Source organism: Salinivibrio sp. IB872, assembly GCF_001995345.1.
GTDB classification, from domain to species: Bacteria; Pseudomonadota; Gammaproteobacteria; order Enterobacterales; family Vibrionaceae; genus Salinivibrio; species Salinivibrio proteolyticus.
Genome location: NZ_MUFO01000014.1, coordinates 58,294 through 73,793, shown reverse-complemented (window position 1 = coordinate 73,793; position 15,500 = coordinate 58,294). Strand labels below are relative to the sequence as shown.

The following is a 15,500-nucleotide window of genomic DNA, read 5'->3' as shown; positions in this document are numbered from 1 at the left end:
GAAGCTGGCGTGATTCGGCTTGATGGCAAGGTGATTAACCCCGTGAGTCCGCAAGATGCGCTGGCCAACGGCATTGCTTACATCTCTGAAGACCGCAAAGGCGAGGGCTTGGTGCTGGGTTTATCGGTGAAAGACAACATGTCACTCAGTGCACTCGATAAGCTCACGCATTGGGGCAAAATACAGCCGCGCGATGAAGTGATGGCAGTGGATGATTTTATCCGTCTTTTCAACATCAAAACCCCCACCCGGGATCAAATCATTGGCAACTTATCGGGCGGGAATCAGCAGAAAGTGGCGATTGCCAAAGGGCTGATGACCAAACCGAAAGTGCTGATCTTGGACGAGCCGACTCGGGGGGTCGATGTCGGTGCCAAAAAAGAGATTTATCAGCTAATTAACCAATTTAAAGCCGAGGGCATGAGCATCATCTTGGTGTCATCAGAAATGCCCGAAGTGCTTGGCATGAGCGACCGCATCCTTGTGATGCACGAAGGCCGCGTATGCGGTGAATTTGATGCCAAAGACGCTAACCAAGAAACCCTGCTTGCCTGTGCGGTAGGCAAAGATGCCAATGAGGATGCAGCATGAGCGAGAATGCAATGAATAAGTCCCAGCCGTCAGAAGATGGACGTAAGCCCCTGTTCAGCAAAGCGTGGTTGATTGAGCAAAAATCGCTCATTGCCTTGTTAGTGCTGATCGTGGTGATGTCATTTTTAAACAGCAACTTTTTCATGGTCGACAACCTGCTTAACATCCTGCGTCAAACCTCGGTAAACGCCATTATTGCCGTGGGGATGACATTGGTGATTTTAACCGCGGGTATCGATTTGAGTGTTGGCTCGGTGTTGGCGCTGTGTGGCGCGTTTGCCGCGAGTTTGATTGCGGTCGAAGTACCGGTGCTGGTGGCTGTACCAACGGCTTTGTTTGCAGGCGCGGCGATTGGTGCCATGACAGGCGTCGTGGTGGCCAAAGGCAAGGTACAGGCCTTTATCGCCACCTTGGTAGCTATGACCCTCTATCGCGGTGTCACCATGGTGTATACCGATGGCCGACCTATTTCTGCAGGCTTTACTGAAACGGCGGATGCGTTTGCATGGTTTGGTACCGGCTACCTGTTGGGCATTCCCGTCCCCGTGTGGCTGATGGCAATCGTGTTTATCGGCGCTTGGTATCTGCTCAATCACACCCGTTTTGGCCGTTATATTTACGCACTYGGTGGTAATGAATCTGCGGCGCGGTTGTCGGGCATTAATGTCGATCGAATCAAGGTGGGCGTGTATAGCCTGTGTGGCATGCTCGCGGCGCTGGCAGGGATCATCGTCACCTCGCGCCTGTCCTCCGGACAACCGACTGCCGGTACTGGCTATGAGCTTGATGCGATTGCCGCGGTGGTGCTGGGCGGCACCAGCTTGATGGGCGGTAAAGGCAAGATCATGGGCACATTGATTGGGGCGCTGATTATCGGCTTTTTGAACAACGCCCTTAACCTGCTGGACGTGTCGTCTTACTACCAAATGATTGCCAAAGCGGTGGTGATTCTGCTCGCCGTGCTGGTGGATAACAAAAACAAATAGCTGTTTGAGACAAAGCTTTTAGCTTGTTGGGACAGGTAGCTTGTTGGGACAGGCACTTTTAGTTAGCAGCAGAAGTTAGCAGGACAAGAAGTTAGCAGGACAGACACTTTTATTTCTGTTTAATTAGCAATTAAAAACAATACCCTACAAACACAAAAGGACTGAACGCATGAAAAAACTGACTACCTTGATTACCACTGCGCTACTGTCGTCCACGCTGAGCATCAGTGCGCAAGCGGAAGATAGAATGGCAATCGTGGTTTCAACCTTAAACAACCCATTTTTTGTCACCATGAAAGAGGGTGCTGAGCAGAAAGCGCAAGATCTTGGTTATGAGCTCTTGGTGCTTGATTCGCAAAACGACGCCAGTAAAGAGCTATCGAATGTGGAGGATTTAACCATCCGTGGTGTTAAAGCCATTTTGATTAATCCGACTGACTCAGATGCGGTCTCAAACGCCATTCGTATTGCGAATCGCGCGGACATCCCGGTGATCACCCTAGACCGTGGCGCGAGCCGTGGGGAAGTGGTGAGTCATATTGCTTCTGATAACGCCCAAGGCAGTAAAATGGCGGCGGAATACATCATCGGCAAAGTCGGTGAGCGCGCCAAAGTGATCCAACTTGAGGGTATTGCCGGCACGTCAGCCGCACGCGAGCGTGGTGAAGGCTTTATGGACGCCATCGAGGGTACCGACGTTGAGCTACTCGCCAGTCAGCCGGCGGATTTTGACCGCACCAAAGGTCTGAATGTGATGGAGAACTTGCTTGCCGCACACCCAGATGTGGAAGCGGTATTCGCCCAAAACGATGAAATGGCATTTGGCGCGTTGCGCGCGGTGCAGGCATCAGGCAAAGGTGTCACTATTGTTGGTTTTGATGGCACCAAAGATGGTATTGCGGCCGTTGAGCGTGGTCAACTGGCAGCCACTATTGCCCAGCAACCGGGTATGATTGGCGAATTGGGTGTTGAAACTGCCGATAAGGTGCTGAAAGGCGAGTCGGTAGACAGCTACATCCCTGTACCGCTAAAAGTGATTAGCCAAGAAACGATCGCTGAATAAGCCGTCAGGGAAACGTATAGTGAGCACCATCGGGTTCGCACTGGGTGGTGCTTTTTTGATTTAAAAACGGTAAGGAATAGTAATGAGCCGATTGGTTGTTCTTGGCAGCGTCAATGCTGATCATGTTTTACGTGTCCCTCACTTTCCGCGTCCGGGCGAGACATTACACGGCCACGATTATGCCGTAATTGCCGGTGGGAAAGGGGCCAATCAAGCGGTCGCGGCGGTGCGTTGCGGTGCCGATGTCGCGTTTATCGCCAGTGTGGGTGATGACGCATATGGACAAAATATTCGTCAATCTTACGCGCAAGAAGGGATGGACGTCAGTGCGGTGAAGGTCCAGGCGAATACACCGACTGGGATTGCGATGATCCAAGTGACTGAGCAGGGCGAGAACAGTATTGCGCTCTCGGCAGAAGCTAATGCGGCTTTGACAGCAGAGGCCATCACCGCCGATCTCGACAAAATAGCCGAGGCTGACTATTTGCTGATGCAGTTAGAAACGCCGATGTGTGGTATCGAAAAGGCGGCGTTTCATGCCAAAGCGGCAAAGACTCACGTGGTGCTTAATCCCGCCCCAGCCGCACCGCTGAGCGACGCACTTCTTGCTGTAGTCGATATTATTACCCCGAATGAAACGGAAGCCCAAAGCCTGACCGGTATCGAGGTAACTGATACTGCCAGTGCGCAAGCGGCTTCGGACGTGCTCCATGAAAAAGGGGTAGGGATTGTAATGATCACCCTCGGCAAACAAGGCGTATGGCTGAGTGAAAAAGGCGAACAAGCGGGCCAGCTTATTCCTGGGTTCCGTGTCGATGCCGTTGATACCACTGCCGCTGGCGATACCTTTAATGGGGCATTGGTGACAGGACTTATAGAGGGACAGACACTTTATCAGGCGATTCGCTTTGCGCATGCCGCGGCGGCATTATCCGTGACTCAGCGTGGCGCACAAACCTCGATTCCTTCTCGTGCAAATGTTGAGGCGTTTTTGGCCCACCAAGATGCTTAATCCTTATTTCACCTTAGTCAGCGGAGCGCGATAAATGGCGACCATGAAAGATATTGCCAAACGGGCGGGCGTGTCGACATCGACGGTCAGTCATGTCATTAACAACACCCGTTATGTGAGTGAGGCGATTGCTGAGAAGGTAAACCAAGCCGCGAAAGAGCTTAACTATTACGCCCCGTCGGCACTGGCGCGCAGCTTAAAAGTGAATCGTACTAAAACGTTTGGCATGTTGGTGACCACCTCCACCAATCCGTTTTTTGGTGAAGTGGTAAAGGGCGTCGAGCGCAGCTGTTACCACAATGGCTACAGTTTGATTTTATGCAACACGGAAGGCGACGCTGAGCGTATGCGTGCTTCAGTTGATACGCTGTTGCAAAAGCGGGTCGATGGCTTGATTTTGATGTGCTCGACCTTGGAAGGTGAGCGGATTGAAGGCTTTGATCGTTATCCGGATATTCCCGTGGTGGTAATGGATTGGGGACCGATTGATTTTGCCTGCGATAAAATCCAAGACAATTCCTATCAAGGCGGCTATCTAGCGACCCAGCACTTGATTGACTGTGGCCACCGCCAGATTGGTTGTATCAGTGGTCCTTTGCTTAAACAACAAGCAAAGCGCCGTTTTCAAGGCTTTAAAGATGCGCTGCGCGATGCTGGACTTACTGAGAACGCCGACTGGCTGGTAGAAGCGGACTTTGAGTGTGAAGGCGGCTATCAAGGCATGCAAGCGATTGCCGCGAGCGGCTCCTTGCCGAGCGCGATTTTTGCAGGCAATGATATGATGGCAATGGGCGCGATCAATGCTGCCAATGCACTCGGCATTCGGGTACCGGAGGAGCTTTCTATCATGGGATACGATGACATCCACCTGGCAAAATTTGTCTCGCCCTCGCTGACCACTATTCACCAGCCCAAGTACCGTCTCGGTCAAGCAGCCGTCGAAACCCTACTCCACAAACTGGATGACCCTAAAAGTGACAGCCAAACTGTGCAGCTCGAGCCAACGTTAGTGGTGCGCGAGAGTGTGAAGCGGGTATAGCTATTGGGCGAGCTATAACTATCGGGGACAGGCACTTTAAGCTCTTTAAGCTAACGGAACTAACGGAACTAACGAGACAGACACCTTTATAATTGCTCTAGGAATACTCGGGGGACGGTACTCGGGGGACAGTCACTTATATGATTGCCCTAGCGGCGCAGGAGTGAAGCCGTTATGATGCCTGTCCTCAATAGCCAACCGGTAAATCGCCTCGTTATGTTTTCAATTGTCGACCAAAACCAACACTTTGTGGTGATCAACAAGCACCACGGCGTTAGCGTGCAAAAAGAAGCCGATCATGCGGCACTGCTGCCGGCGGTCGCGGCGCACATTGGGGTCGAGAAAGTCTACCTTGTGCATCGGTTAGATAAGATGACATCGGGCTTGCTGCTGCTGGCAACCTCTTCGCATGCAGCATCTGTCCTCTCAGGGTTGTTTGCTTCGCGCGAGATAGAAAAATTCTATTTGGCATTAAGTGCGAAAAAGCCACGTAAGAAGCAGGGGCTGATCGTTGGAGATATGACGAAGGGAAGGAGAGGTAGCTGGAAATTGTTAACCAGCAAAGACAACCCGGCGAGAACACGTTTTACCTCTATTGCTGGTGGTGAGGGGCGGCGACTTTTCCTCTGTCGGCCTTACACAGGCAAAACCCATCAAATTCGCGTGGCGATGAAAAGCATTGGCTCTCCGCTTATCGGTGATGATTACTATGGCGGCGAGCCTGCCGATCGTGGCTACTTACACGCTTATGGACTGCAATTTACGTGTCGTTTTTCCGACGATCAGCCTGAAACACGCTATCGCTATGTGCTGCCCCCGAGCCAAGGCGAGTTGTGGCCAGCCTTACCAGTAGAGTGGGATGTCCCGTTTTCACTGCTCTAATTCTGTTTCACAGAGTACAGGGAAATGATGCACTGATTACCGCACAAATAGCTTAAAAATCGCGAGAATAATCGTCATCGCACCAAGCCCAATCCAACCTAAGGTGCGTGTAACCGTAGGGTTTTGATTGATAGCAAAGTGTGGAAATAGGATTGCCCACATTGAAACAAATGGTACGACACCAAACGCTCTTTCTGTGTAAAAATTAGGGGTGGCAGCAAAAGGTGGAATAGCGAGGTGCCAAAAACAATAAATCCCCACGACGACCATGCAAATGACCGCTTCTTTGAGTGAGGTTTCCTGAAAGTTGGTAAAAAGATAAAAACCAACGGTCACAATATAGAGCAAGGCGGCTATCACAGGTAAGTGTCTCTTGGTTTTGCCGGGTGAAGGGGCCTCAACCGACCCCCATCTTTTTAGCTAGCACAGCTTGGTGCAGTAATGGCGTTTTTGAGGATTTGTCGGCCGCGGGTGTCGCGAACCAAAATGGTATAGCTGATACCACTGTCTAACATACTGCGGATATCGTTATCCTCGCAATATCGACGTTTTAAGCCGGAAAAGAGCTGCCCCGGTGCTTTTTTGGCATTCTTCTCCAGAAGTGTCAGCTCGATGATGGTATCTTGCGCACGAGCGCGAACCAGTGAGTAGCCTTCAATATCCATCGGCAGTAACTGTGCAATCATGTCGGCACGTTGGATTGCGGCTTCTGCGGCTTTATCATGCTGGGTGCTACTACAGGCACTGAGCACTAGCCCCAGGCAGGCCATCATAAGTATTTTTACATATCGCATTAGGCAGGATCCTGAGGAAGCACTTTTTTGAAAGGTTTAACGGTCACGTCTGCATAGACGCCAGCGGCTACATAAGGGTCTTTGTCAGCCCAGGCTTGGGCGGCTGATAATGACTCAAACCAAGCAATAACGGTTGACCCCGTAAACCCAGCTTCGCCCGGCTCGTCGCTATCAACGGCAGGGTTTGGTCCTGCAATCATCAAGCGGTTTTCTTTTTCCAGTTGGTGTAAGCGCTCAAGGTGTGCGTCACGCGCTTGCTTGCGTAGCGGTAGACTGTTCTCTACGTCTTGCGAATAGATGAGATACCACATCGTCATTGTCCTTGATAGATGTTTATAGCCACTAGGATACAGAGTCCAGATTTCTGAGTACAGCGTATTAGAAAACATTGGCGGGACAGGCACCAAAAGTTAAAAGTGCCTGTCCCGCGATTTACTTAGTCGAAAATAGGTGGTACTTCTTCTTTTAATCTCTGATTCACTTCGTTCTTATCAAAGAATTTTGCGTCCCAGTCCTGCATGTTAAAGAGGTCCAGGATCTCTCGATCATCGTCGTTGAGTGGAGCGCGTTTTGAGAGTCTGAGTAGGTCTTTGTATCTGTCTATACCGCCGCAATCTTCTGGCGGGCATACGCCATTACCTGCCGTGACTTTAGGCTGCGTGTAATTGCGGGTATTCAGTTTCTCAAGGGTGATGGTGTGGTGCCAGTTATCACCAAAATCATACACATACGCGATGGTGTCTCCGGGTTCTCGCAGTACTGCCCCAATGGGTAAATACGCCGCTTGGGTATCGGATTCATCGTCAAGGTCAATATGACCAAAGGGTGTGATGAACATGGCAAGGTGTTGGTGCTCCCAACCCATAATAGCCTGAATGTAATCGTGTAGCGCGATAAAAGGTAAGGCGTTTGAAATGGTAAAACGGCGCCATATTTTGGGACGGCTATTATCGAGCTCAATGTGCAGTACGATGCCTTGGGGGCGTTCTATTTCCTGCGGGCCGTGCGCCATCGGGTGATACTCCGCTTGCTGTTGTATACTCAGCTCTGTGAGTTGGTCGAAAAGCGGAAAGGTTTTTCTCATGCGATCAGGTGCTTGCAACGCATACGCTGCGGCAAATATAAATAGGTTGCTCGGTGAGAACGGTGTGCTTTCTTGTTTGCTGTAATGCGTGATTAGCCCACTCAACGCGAGTGCTTTGATATAGGGGTCAGGGTGTTCGAGATAATAGCGGTTCCGGACTTTGCGTATGCTCTCCAGGGCTGGGTCGATCGATTCAGCGATCGTCCATGTCTCTATCAATGGGGTATTGACTAACAGTTTGCTGGATCGATGTCCTCGCGCTATCGCGTCGGGATGTTCTCCTGGGAAGTCACACGTGGAGGCGAGTTTATCTAATGAGAACGGTTGCGGCTCGGTCCATTGGGACGGGAGAAGCGCCAACATATGTAGCGTGTCAGGATCGAGGACCTCATGCTGTTCGTCCAGGGCCCAACAAAGTATGTGTCGCAATATATTGGGATGGCATTGAACGACGTCGACAGCGGTGTCCATTTCTGCGGTCATTTTTTTATATTGCACAGTGTCGACGGGATTGGTATCAAAATAGCTATCCACTAAACCGAAACCTAAGCGAAAAACGCCACCGAATACGTGTGCATTTTTAGTCGTTGGGTCGATGAGCAGTCCGTTAAATAGTATGGCATGGTTGCCGTCTGGATAGGACAGGTAAAGCTCGGTCACTTGATGTTGTTCTGCTTGTTTGCTGTATTGCATGGCTGACTTTTGCCACGCTGGTAGGTGATTTTTTACGCTATCGTGACCAAAGCGCTGGATTAGGGTCAGGTATTGACGCTGACCAAGGGACTCCCATCTTTTTGCTGGAAGGCTACTGAGTACACTCGCTGCGCTGTCGGCGACTTTAGGCTCGGGATTGAGGCTCAAAAGCAAAAGCGCATCAATTGACCAAGGTTGACGGCTCATCATCGTGAGCAGCCCTTGAACCTCCTGTTCGGTGAAAAAGATAAGCTCACCGCCCACAAACTGACAAAAAGCAAGCCCAGTGTCTACGCCGAATTTATTGAGATCCGCGATGAGATGCTCGGTAACCTTTTCAGGGTCTTGTGCCAATTGTTCTTGTTGCTTAGTGATCGGCTGCTGACTGCGCTCACGCACTTTCATAATGATCGCATCGTCGACATGCAGTTTAAGGTGTTTCATGCAGCTGATGATTTCTCTGGTGAGCATCAAGTTAATTTGAGCATCGTCTAGCTCAAGTGCGTTAGTGAGTATTTCATTCGCGATATTGATGATTTCAGAGACGTCATTACTACGCGAATAAATACGTAGGTCATTGGCCATTTGTGAAAAGTAATCGACAAAAAGCTCCTCTTGGCTTTCGTCGAATGTCTTTGATAGCGATAGGCCAATCGGTAGCGCGGAAATAAACGACTCTGGTGAACCATTTATCAACTGGCGCTGATCTGCACTGATATCGGTGATGGGTGTGTAGTGTTGGATAGCCTCAAGGAGCGCTTGCGCAGAAGGTGGCAGTTCCATGTTCTTGGCCTAGGTTGAGATTAATTAATTGTTTAAGCGTACAAAAAATCACTCTGAAACACGACTGCTTTTTGTTGGGACAGACACGGTACTTATGATATGTCTGGTATCGATCGAACCGTGCCATCTGGGACAATTATCAGCATTGCTAATGTGCCTGTCCCAACAAGCTCTAAAATCAAACGTGAATGTCTCTTTACCTTCCTGTTACTGGAAGGCTTATTCTTCTGGGAAAACGGTCAGGAGATAATATGGGATGTTGTAATCAACCCCCAGAAGGTGGGGCCAAAGGGCTAAAGCCGCTCTTAAAAGCGGTAGGTGTTTTGTTCGTGTTTATAATGGTGCTGGCTTATTGGGTAGGGTAGCCCTTCGGGCTAGTATGACGATTCCTTTACGCATTGATGCGTGTTTTAGTGCTTGCCTCAACGATTTGGGATCATGACGCCTGTCATGCGTTTTAGGCCCAGTGTCGGTAATACGGCTTGGATACTCGACAGTGAGCCTACAACATTTCCGCACTCTAAATGAGCGCATGTGGCCAGCCAGGTTTCACTCGACATATTCAGCTGTGTGAGTAGGGGAGGCCGCTGATTTGAGCCCGCGTCTTGTCTCTTGTGGCAGGTCCATTCAACAAGTGCTAAATAGTCCATTAGCCGAAACGGAATGCCGTCGGGCATAGATTTCCTCGGATTTCCTGCAAAGGCGAATAAGCCTGCTGGGGTTGCTTTATTTTGCTCGAGTGATTCAAGTCGCTTTTTTATCGATGTGTAATTCGAATGCTTGGGCTGTTTGGCGATACCTGCTCTCACGGGGTTTAAATCGACATAGGCCATTGCCGCAGCAAGAGCTTTGTCATCCAACAAGGCCTGACTTTTAAAGCGTCCCTCCCAAAAATGCCCTGAACATTGATCCTCTCGGTTCGCTTGCGTCGAAATATATTGATTAAGCAGCTTCATAAACCAGCTGACAGACATCAAACGTTCGCGCCAGTTCTCAATGATCCGACAGCACGCTTTGTACTCCGATTTGGAGAGGGATTCTCCCTGACGAAAACGCTGGATGAGTACCGGAGCCTGGTGAAAGGCTAGCCAGCGGTCGATAACGTCGGTATTTGTCAGGGATTGGGCGGCTTTTGCATTGATATGTAGGACAACGTGATAATGATTGCTCATAATGGCGTAAGCGCAGATATCGATGCAAAAAGCTTTGGCTAGTGTAAGTAAACGCGTTTCTATCCATGCGCGACGATGCTCATAGCTTTTTTGCGACTGAGCATCATAGCCGCACAGGAAAGAGCGGCGCACGCAGCGTGAGACGCAATGATAATAGGGTGTGGCTGATAGGTTCACTAAAGATGCGCGAGCTTTGGTCATCGTCAGTCCCTTTTGGTATATGGGTATATGTAAAAGGTACTGTATAAATGAACAGCCATCATCTTTTCTGGCCTGGTTTTTCGTGACAGTACAAGAAATACTGTAACTGTGAGATTGGTTAGTTACTAAAGGCGTCTGTCCCGATTAGTAAACAACGGGGACAAAGTAAACAACGGGGACAGGCGAGCTATAAAGCAAACTACCAGGACAGTCACCAAGAGGTGTTTGTATCCGGCGAAAACTAAAAGTGCCTGTCCCTGGAAAGGAAACTTAGTAGGGACATGTGTAAAGGTGCCTGTCCCCGCAGGAAATCCCCACAGGAAATCACGTTGAATAAAAGTGCCTGTCCCCACAAAGAGAAGCTGCCATAAGAAGTTAGGCAGGGGCGCCGCTGTGAAAGCGGAATTGGCTGTCGGGCGCTTGGATCAACTCGGCTTCGCGCTCGCCGATGGTTTGGATGCGGTCGCGAATGTCTTCGCCGGCGATGGTTTCTGCAAGCGTGAGGTAATCTTGATAATGGCGTGCTTCCGAGCGCAGTAGCGAGATGTAGAACTTTTGCAGTTCATCATCAAGGTGTGGGGCGACTTTGGCAAAGCGCTCGCAGGAGCGTGCTTCAATGTAGGCGCCAATAATCAGTTTATCGACCAAGGTAGCCGGCTCGTGAGTACGTGCCGCGCGCATTAATCCTTTGGCGTAGCGACCTGCTTCTAACGGTTGATAAGGAATGCCGCGTGCGTCCATGATTTCAATCACTTGCTCAAAGTGATGAAACTCTTCTTTGATTAACCGGACCATTTTATCAATCAAGGCTTGGCCGTGGGCAAACCCCGCTTTAGGGGTTAAAGGCGCGCTGAGACCGTTTTTGCGCGCGTGGAAGATCCCATCGCGAACGCCGCGATAGACAAAGTCTTCATAGGGTTTGGCCCATGCCAGCAGTTGCTCGCCACTCGCCGCGTCAACCGCATATTTACGGATCAACCACATCGCGGTTTGGCTGGCTTTTAATTCGCAGTTCGCGTGATCGCGTAAAAGAATCGATTGATTGTCAGGCTGAATGGCCGCGTCAATCCAACTGTCGGGGGTTTGACAGTGCAGAAAACCATGAATAGGGGTGAGTAGGGTATTAATTTCTTGGCGTAGCATGCCGAAAACACTCTCAGACTGACAACAATGGCTGGGCATTATAAACAGATGGGATGCGAGCGCAAAGAGCTGGCAGCGCAGGAAGCACTGCCAGGTGGGCGAATTCGGCCTACTTGTTCGATGCCCAAGGAGAACGGTATTGAATACCGAACTTGTCTAAACGCGGTAATTGCGCTTTGAGTCTGGCCAGATAATCGAGCCAGTCACGGCGCTCACTGTGGCTCCAGGCCGCTTCCGCAATGGCGGTAAGCCTTGGAAACACCATGTAATCGAGCCTGTCCTGATTGGTGATCAGTTCACTCCAGAGTGCACATTGTACGCCTAGCATATGCTCACGGGCGGGATCGTCACTGGCGAGGCTTGCAAGCGGCTCATATTGGTAGGCTTTTTCTAATGGCGTGACGCCCGCCCAGTCGAGACCGGGCTCGGTGGCAGCATAATCTTGCACCATATCGAGATAGGTCGCCTGACCGGGGGTCAAAATCACATCAAACCCATGCTGCGCACAGTGCAATGCGGCGTCTTCGCTTTGCCATGAATAGATCACGGTATTCTTGCTCACTTTATCGCCGTGCTGCACTTCTTCCCAGCCAACCATACGTTTGCCCAAGGCGCGTAGCTTTTGCTCCGCATAGGTCAGTATCTGTCCCTGTAGCGAAGCGGTCGTTTCTCCGTTCATGCGTCTGTCCCGATAAATTGGGCTATCCGTCCATACTCCGTCAGGGACTTCATCGGCACCAATATGGACCCATGAGGCGGGAAAAAGCTCGGCGACTTCACTTAATACCGTATCTAAAAATCGATACGTGCCCTCGAGGACTGGCGATAATACGTTATCGGTGTAGTGTTGTACGCTGCGGTAAGTAGAGCGGTCGTCGTCATCTTGTAGCCAATCAGGCAGTGCTTTGATGGCTGCGCGACAGTGACCGGGAATATCAATTTCTGGAATGACGGTAATACCGCGGGCTGCGGCGTATTCAATCACGTCACGTACGTCTTCTTGGCGATAATAACCTTCGTGACGTTCTGCAATATGGCTGAATTGCGGGGCAAGGCGGGTATTGGGGCCGCGTTGACTCCCATAGCGCGTCAATTCAGGCAGAGCTTTAATCTCCAGTCGCCAGCCTTCATCGTCGGTTAAATGCCAGTGAAAGGTATTGAACTTGAAATAGGCTAACTGGTTAATCAGTCGCTTTACCGTGTCCACCGAATGAAAATGGCGCGCGCAATCGAGCATCATCCCTCGGTAAGCAAAGCGTGGTGCATCGCTGATTTTGATTGCTGGTATTCGAAGCTGTGTGTCTTGCTCTTGGCWAAGTTGCAACAGCGACGCGCAGCCGTGAATAAACCCGCGCTCAGCACAGGCTTGGATAACCACGCCTTGGTCGGTGACGGTGAGCTGATAGGCCTCATCACGGTGTGTAATATCTCGAAGTGTGGAGTCGGGTAACGGCCGTAAAAGAATGGCATGATCGCCAGTGACCGCATCTTGATGACGTGGGTCGAGTGCAATATCAGCTTGCGGGTACATGCGAACCCATTCGTTACTTAACCACTGCGCGGCGGGAAGGGCCTGTGGATCCACTGCGATTAACGGTGTTGTGGGTGAAAGCGTAAAGTATCCTGGCTGGTGGCGCACCGATTTAGGTACCGGAATAATGGCGTGCTCGGCGGGATGAACATCTGGAATCGATGAGCGTGTGGTGTGAGTATGCGCCAAGTTAATGGGGGTGAGCATCACTGAGTATTGCTCGCCATTGGCATAGAGCAGCGCATCTTTAAAGCCCGCACAAAGGAACCGCAATGGCGGCGTGTGGGCATCAAACTCGATGTATAAGCTTTGATTGGCATCGAGAGTTTGATGCGCCGGTGTAATGACGCAATAGCTGCCAACTTGCTCAATACTGCCTTGTGACAGGGTATTGGGGTTGATGAAGCGATCAAACAGTACCGCAATAGACAGCTGATTTAAGGGACAGTCGGTGAGATTATGCAAGGTTAACCCCATTCGGCTACGGGGCGGAGTGTCATTAGGGTACTCGTTGATCACACTCAGATCGAGGCGGTAAGTCATCACGTGTTCTCCTTGTTCGAGTGGCCGTTGCCAGTCAGCGTTTGCGCACTGATGGCGAGCATAAACCAGCTTGCATGTGGCAACCACTGCTCGCCCCATCGCCAGTTTTGCGCCATATCATCGCAATATGGCGCGGGGTTGAATGCAATCTGTGTTTCATCCTCCATCCCTGCGGTAATGCCATTGCAGATCCCCCCTTTGGCATTAAAAAAGCCCAAGTGCGGTAGGTAATCTGGGTTGTTGAGGCCATGTCCATCGAGCATACAGATATCAAGTGGGTTTAAACCGAGGATCCAATTAAGCGCCCGTTGGCTAAAGGTGTAGAGAGCAGCATTTAGCGCATCGTCTTGAATATGGCGCGTTGCATGGCACGCAAAGGTCGCCAGGGATCCCAAGCGTGCATTCTCGCCTTGCCACCAATAGCCGGTTTCATTGTGGTGAGGAATAAAGTGACGCACCTGTTTAACGCCATCGACGGGTTTGACGTACTGACGCGGATACGCGAATGGATTATCGGCGGTTTGTGTTAGGTTGAGCTCAAACTGGCAGGCGCGTTCCAGGGCTGTTTGTGCGATAGCTTGATGGCTGGGGTCGGTTTCCACATCGAGATAGCGAATTAATGCCAACCCGGGTAGACCCGCATCAGCGGTATGGTAAAAGGGGCGGCTCCCATCAGCATTTGCTGACCAATAATACTGGCAAGTTTCATCACTGCGTTGCCGTGCGACCAGCTTTTTCATCCAGCCTCTAGCCTCGCTCAAAAAGGGACAGTCACCGTTCGCACTAATGTGTCTGTCCCCAGAACCTAAAGGTGCCTGTCCCATTAAATAAGCGTGACTGTCCCCGGTAGATTGCTCTTCGGTAGATTGTCGAGTGGCGTGATGTAACTCGCATGCAGCGAGAAGGGCGCAGGTTTCGTCAATAATGTTGGGCTCACCGTCATCAAGGTAGTGATGGTTATTTTCAACCAAATGCCAGTAGCCGCGAATGGCAGCGTCTAAATAGCGTGCTTGTTGGTCAGGCTCGGCGCAAAGCGGGGCTCGGCTTGCAGAGGCAAGGGCTGCAATCGCCATGCCACCACCTTGACGAAAACCGGCCTGGTAAGCCTCACTCATCGCTCCATCTTGCGTCGCGTAAGCGCAAAGGGTGCGGCGCTCAGGGTCTTTCGACCACTGATCAAACACCGTCATATAAAAAAAGCCACTGGGATGTTGCATACGGAGAAGAAAGTCAGCGCCGTGTTTCGCTTCATCGGCTAATCGTGTGCACATAAACGCGGGCAGCGTGTCCGAGCTAAACTGGCTGGCAAGATCGGCCAGCCCCCAAGCCAACAGAGGGATTTGTTGCGGATTGAAGTAATTGGCATAGGAAAGGTGGCTCAGGTATTTGCTCACATCGCCAGAGGCATCGTACCAACCGCCGGACACATCCATGCGTTCATCAGAGCCAAATACCTTGGCGCGCTGATCCGCGTGTTCGTAAATACCGCTACACCGCTGCGATTTAAAGTAATGCAGCAGGTCGGAAAACGTGGTGTGAAACAGACAATTATCTCGGATCTCAAACGGATGGGAATATACCGGTTTGTCTGTTAACAGCACGAGTTGATAGCGTCCGCGATGTGCAAAGGCAGAAAAATCGAGGGTATAAGCCGTGCCCATCTGCCAGTTGTTTAACTGTGTGCCTTGCTGTAATTCAAACTGCGCGACCTCGTTATCGAGTGATACTGTGCCTGTCCCACGAACAAAAGTGTCTGTCCCGGTACTTTTTTTTGCGTCTTTTGCGGCATCGTTAAAGTGTCTGTCCCCAGAAGGGGAGGCAGTTTTATCGGCAGTGCTAAATGTGCCTGTCCCCTTAAGAGGAGGCAGGGAAATCAGTGCCACGGGCGTGCCGATGAGGCGGTCGCTGTCACTGACGATCACCGCGTATTTGTCACCGTGTAACGAGTAGCCAATGTGATTGGTCAGCACTTGCATGATGGTA

General features: G+C 50.8%; 15 protein-coding genes. 7 read left to right on the top strand and 8 right to left on the bottom strand.

The annotated features are described in order from the left end of the window. From BZJ18_RS17560 to BZJ18_RS07935, 6 genes are all read left to right on the top strand, one after another. On the top strand, window positions 1-591 hold a 591-nt coding region (locus tag BZJ18_RS17560), incomplete at its 5' end, for an ATP-binding cassette domain-containing protein (RefSeq protein WP_241824934.1). After that, window positions 588-1,577 carry a ribose ABC transporter permease gene (gene rbsC / locus BZJ18_RS07955; RefSeq protein WP_077456017.1) on the top strand — a complete coding sequence of 330 codons (990 nt, stop codon included), beginning with the start codon at window positions 588-590 and terminating at the stop codon, window positions 1,575-1,577. The genes BZJ18_RS17560 and rbsC, both read left to right, overlap by 4 nt. 169 nt (window positions 1,578-1,746) lie before the next feature. Next, window positions 1,747-2,640, top strand: coding sequence for a ribose ABC transporter substrate-binding protein RbsB (gene rbsB, locus BZJ18_RS07950; RefSeq protein ID WP_077456016.1), 894 nt, complete (start codon window positions 1,747-1,749; stop codon window positions 2,638-2,640). Between the two features lie 82 nt (window positions 2,641-2,722). Next, window positions 2,723-3,652 (top strand): ribokinase, encoded by a 930-nt coding sequence (rbsK, locus tag BZJ18_RS07945; protein WP_077456015.1) that lies wholly within the window; start codon window positions 2,723-2,725, stop codon window positions 3,650-3,652. A gap of 34 nt (window positions 3,653-3,686) precedes the next feature. Then, window positions 3,687-4,691, top strand: coding sequence for a substrate-binding domain-containing protein (locus BZJ18_RS07940; protein WP_077456014.1), 1,005 nt, complete (start codon window positions 3,687-3,689; stop codon window positions 4,689-4,691). Between the two features lie 216 nt (window positions 4,692-4,907). Continuing rightward, on the top strand, window positions 4,908-5,573 hold the full coding sequence (locus BZJ18_RS07935; protein ID WP_077456041.1) for a TIGR01621 family pseudouridine synthase: 666 nt from the start codon (window positions 4,908-4,910) through the stop codon (window positions 5,571-5,573). A 36-nt stretch (window positions 5,574-5,609) separates the two neighbouring features. On the opposite strand, the gene BZJ18_RS07930 is transcribed toward BZJ18_RS07935, so the two are convergent. From BZJ18_RS07930 to BZJ18_RS07915, 4 genes are all read right to left on the bottom strand, one after another. Beyond that, window positions 5,610-5,933, bottom strand: a complete 324-nt coding sequence (locus BZJ18_RS07930) for a hypothetical protein (RefSeq protein ID WP_077456013.1) — start codon at window positions 5,931-5,933, stop codon at window positions 5,610-5,612. 56 nt (window positions 5,934-5,989) lie between these two features. Continuing rightward, complete coding sequence (gene gspS2 / locus BZJ18_RS07925) at window positions 5,990-6,346, bottom strand: type II secretion system pilot lipoprotein GspS-beta (protein WP_158011266.1); 357 nt, start codon at window positions 6,344-6,346, stop codon at window positions 5,990-5,992. A gap of 20 nt (window positions 6,347-6,366) precedes the next feature. Then, entirely contained in the window at window positions 6,367-6,678 is a 312-nt protein-coding gene (locus tag BZJ18_RS07920; protein ID WP_077456011.1) for a YciI family protein, read from the bottom strand. 125 nt (window positions 6,679-6,803) lie between these two features. Next, window positions 6,804-8,927, bottom strand: coding sequence for a plasmid pRiA4b ORF-3 family protein (locus tag BZJ18_RS07915; RefSeq protein ID WP_077456010.1), 2,124 nt, complete (start codon window positions 8,925-8,927; stop codon window positions 6,804-6,806). Window positions 8,928-9,026: 99 nt separating this feature from the next. On the opposite strand from BZJ18_RS07915, the gene BZJ18_RS17270 reads away from it, so the two are divergent. Continuing rightward, window positions 9,027-9,224 carry a hypothetical protein gene (locus tag BZJ18_RS17270; protein WP_158011265.1) on the top strand — a complete coding sequence of 66 codons (198 nt, stop codon included), beginning with the start codon at window positions 9,027-9,029 and terminating at the stop codon, window positions 9,222-9,224. 125 nt (window positions 9,225-9,349) lie between these two features. Here the strand turns inward: BZJ18_RS17270 and BZJ18_RS07910 are convergent, their stop codons facing one another. From BZJ18_RS07910 to BZJ18_RS07895, 4 genes are all read right to left on the bottom strand, one after another. Continuing rightward, window positions 9,350-10,300, bottom strand: a complete 951-nt coding sequence (locus tag BZJ18_RS07910) for a transposase (protein ID WP_077456009.1) — start codon at window positions 10,298-10,300, stop codon at window positions 9,350-9,352. A gap of 375 nt (window positions 10,301-10,675) precedes the next feature. Further along, a complete protein-coding gene (gene miaE / locus BZJ18_RS07905; protein ID WP_077456008.1) occupies window positions 10,676-11,443 on the bottom strand; it encodes a tRNA isopentenyl-2-thiomethyl-A-37 hydroxylase MiaE in 768 nt (255 codons plus the stop codon). A 109-nt stretch (window positions 11,444-11,552) separates the two neighbouring features. Continuing rightward, window positions 11,553-13,517: a beta-N-acetylhexosaminidase gene (locus tag BZJ18_RS07900; protein WP_077456007.1), complete on the bottom strand. Its 1,965-nt coding sequence runs from the start codon at window positions 13,515-13,517 to the stop codon at window positions 11,553-11,555. Then, window positions 13,517-15,493, bottom strand: coding sequence for a glycoside hydrolase family 9 protein (locus BZJ18_RS07895; protein ID WP_131825271.1), 1,977 nt, complete (start codon window positions 15,491-15,493; stop codon window positions 13,517-13,519). The genes BZJ18_RS07900 and BZJ18_RS07895 overlap by 1 nt, the downstream gene beginning before the upstream one ends. Window positions 15,494-15,500 lie beyond the last annotated feature (7 nt).

What these genes read in the sequence shown, in the direction of transcription:
- rbsB (WP_077456016.1), top strand. Translation starts at nt 1,747, where the DNA reads ATGAAAAAACTGACTACCTTGATTACCACTGCGCTACTGTCGTCCACG.
- rbsK (WP_077456015.1), top strand. Translation starts at nt 2,723, where the DNA reads ATGAGCCGATTGGTTGTTCTTGGCAGCGTCAATGCTGATCATGTTTTA.
- BZJ18_RS07940 (WP_077456014.1), top strand. Translation starts at nt 3,687, where the DNA reads ATGGCGACCATGAAAGATATTGCCAAACGGGCGGGCGTGTCGACATCG.
- BZJ18_RS07935 (WP_077456041.1), top strand. Translation starts at nt 4,908, where the DNA reads ATGTTTTCAATTGTCGACCAAAACCAACACTTTGTGGTGATCAACAAG.
- gspS2 (WP_158011266.1), bottom strand. Translation starts at nt 6,346, where the DNA reads ATGATGGCCTGCCTGGGGCTAGTGCTCAGTGCCTGTAGTAGCACCCAG.
- BZJ18_RS07920 (WP_077456011.1), bottom strand. Translation starts at nt 6,678, where the DNA reads ATGTGGTATCTCATCTATTCGCAAGACGTAGAGAACAGTCTACCGCTA.
- BZJ18_RS07915 (WP_077456010.1), bottom strand. Translation starts at nt 8,927, where the DNA reads ATGGAACTGCCACCTTCTGCGCAAGCGCTCCTTGAGGCTATCCAACAC.
- BZJ18_RS17270 (WP_158011265.1), top strand. Translation starts at nt 9,027, where the DNA reads ATGTCTGGTATCGATCGAACCGTGCCATCTGGGACAATTATCAGCATT.
- BZJ18_RS07910 (WP_077456009.1), bottom strand. Translation starts at nt 10,300, where the DNA reads ATGACCAAAGCTCGCGCATCTTTAGTGAACCTATCAGCCACACCCTAT.
- miaE (WP_077456008.1), bottom strand. Translation starts at nt 11,443, where the DNA reads ATGCTACGCCAAGAAATTAATACCCTACTCACCCCTATTCATGGTTTT.
- BZJ18_RS07895 (WP_131825271.1), bottom strand. Translation starts at nt 15,493, where the DNA reads ATGCAAGTGCTGACCAATCACATTGGCTACTCGTTACACGGTGACAAA.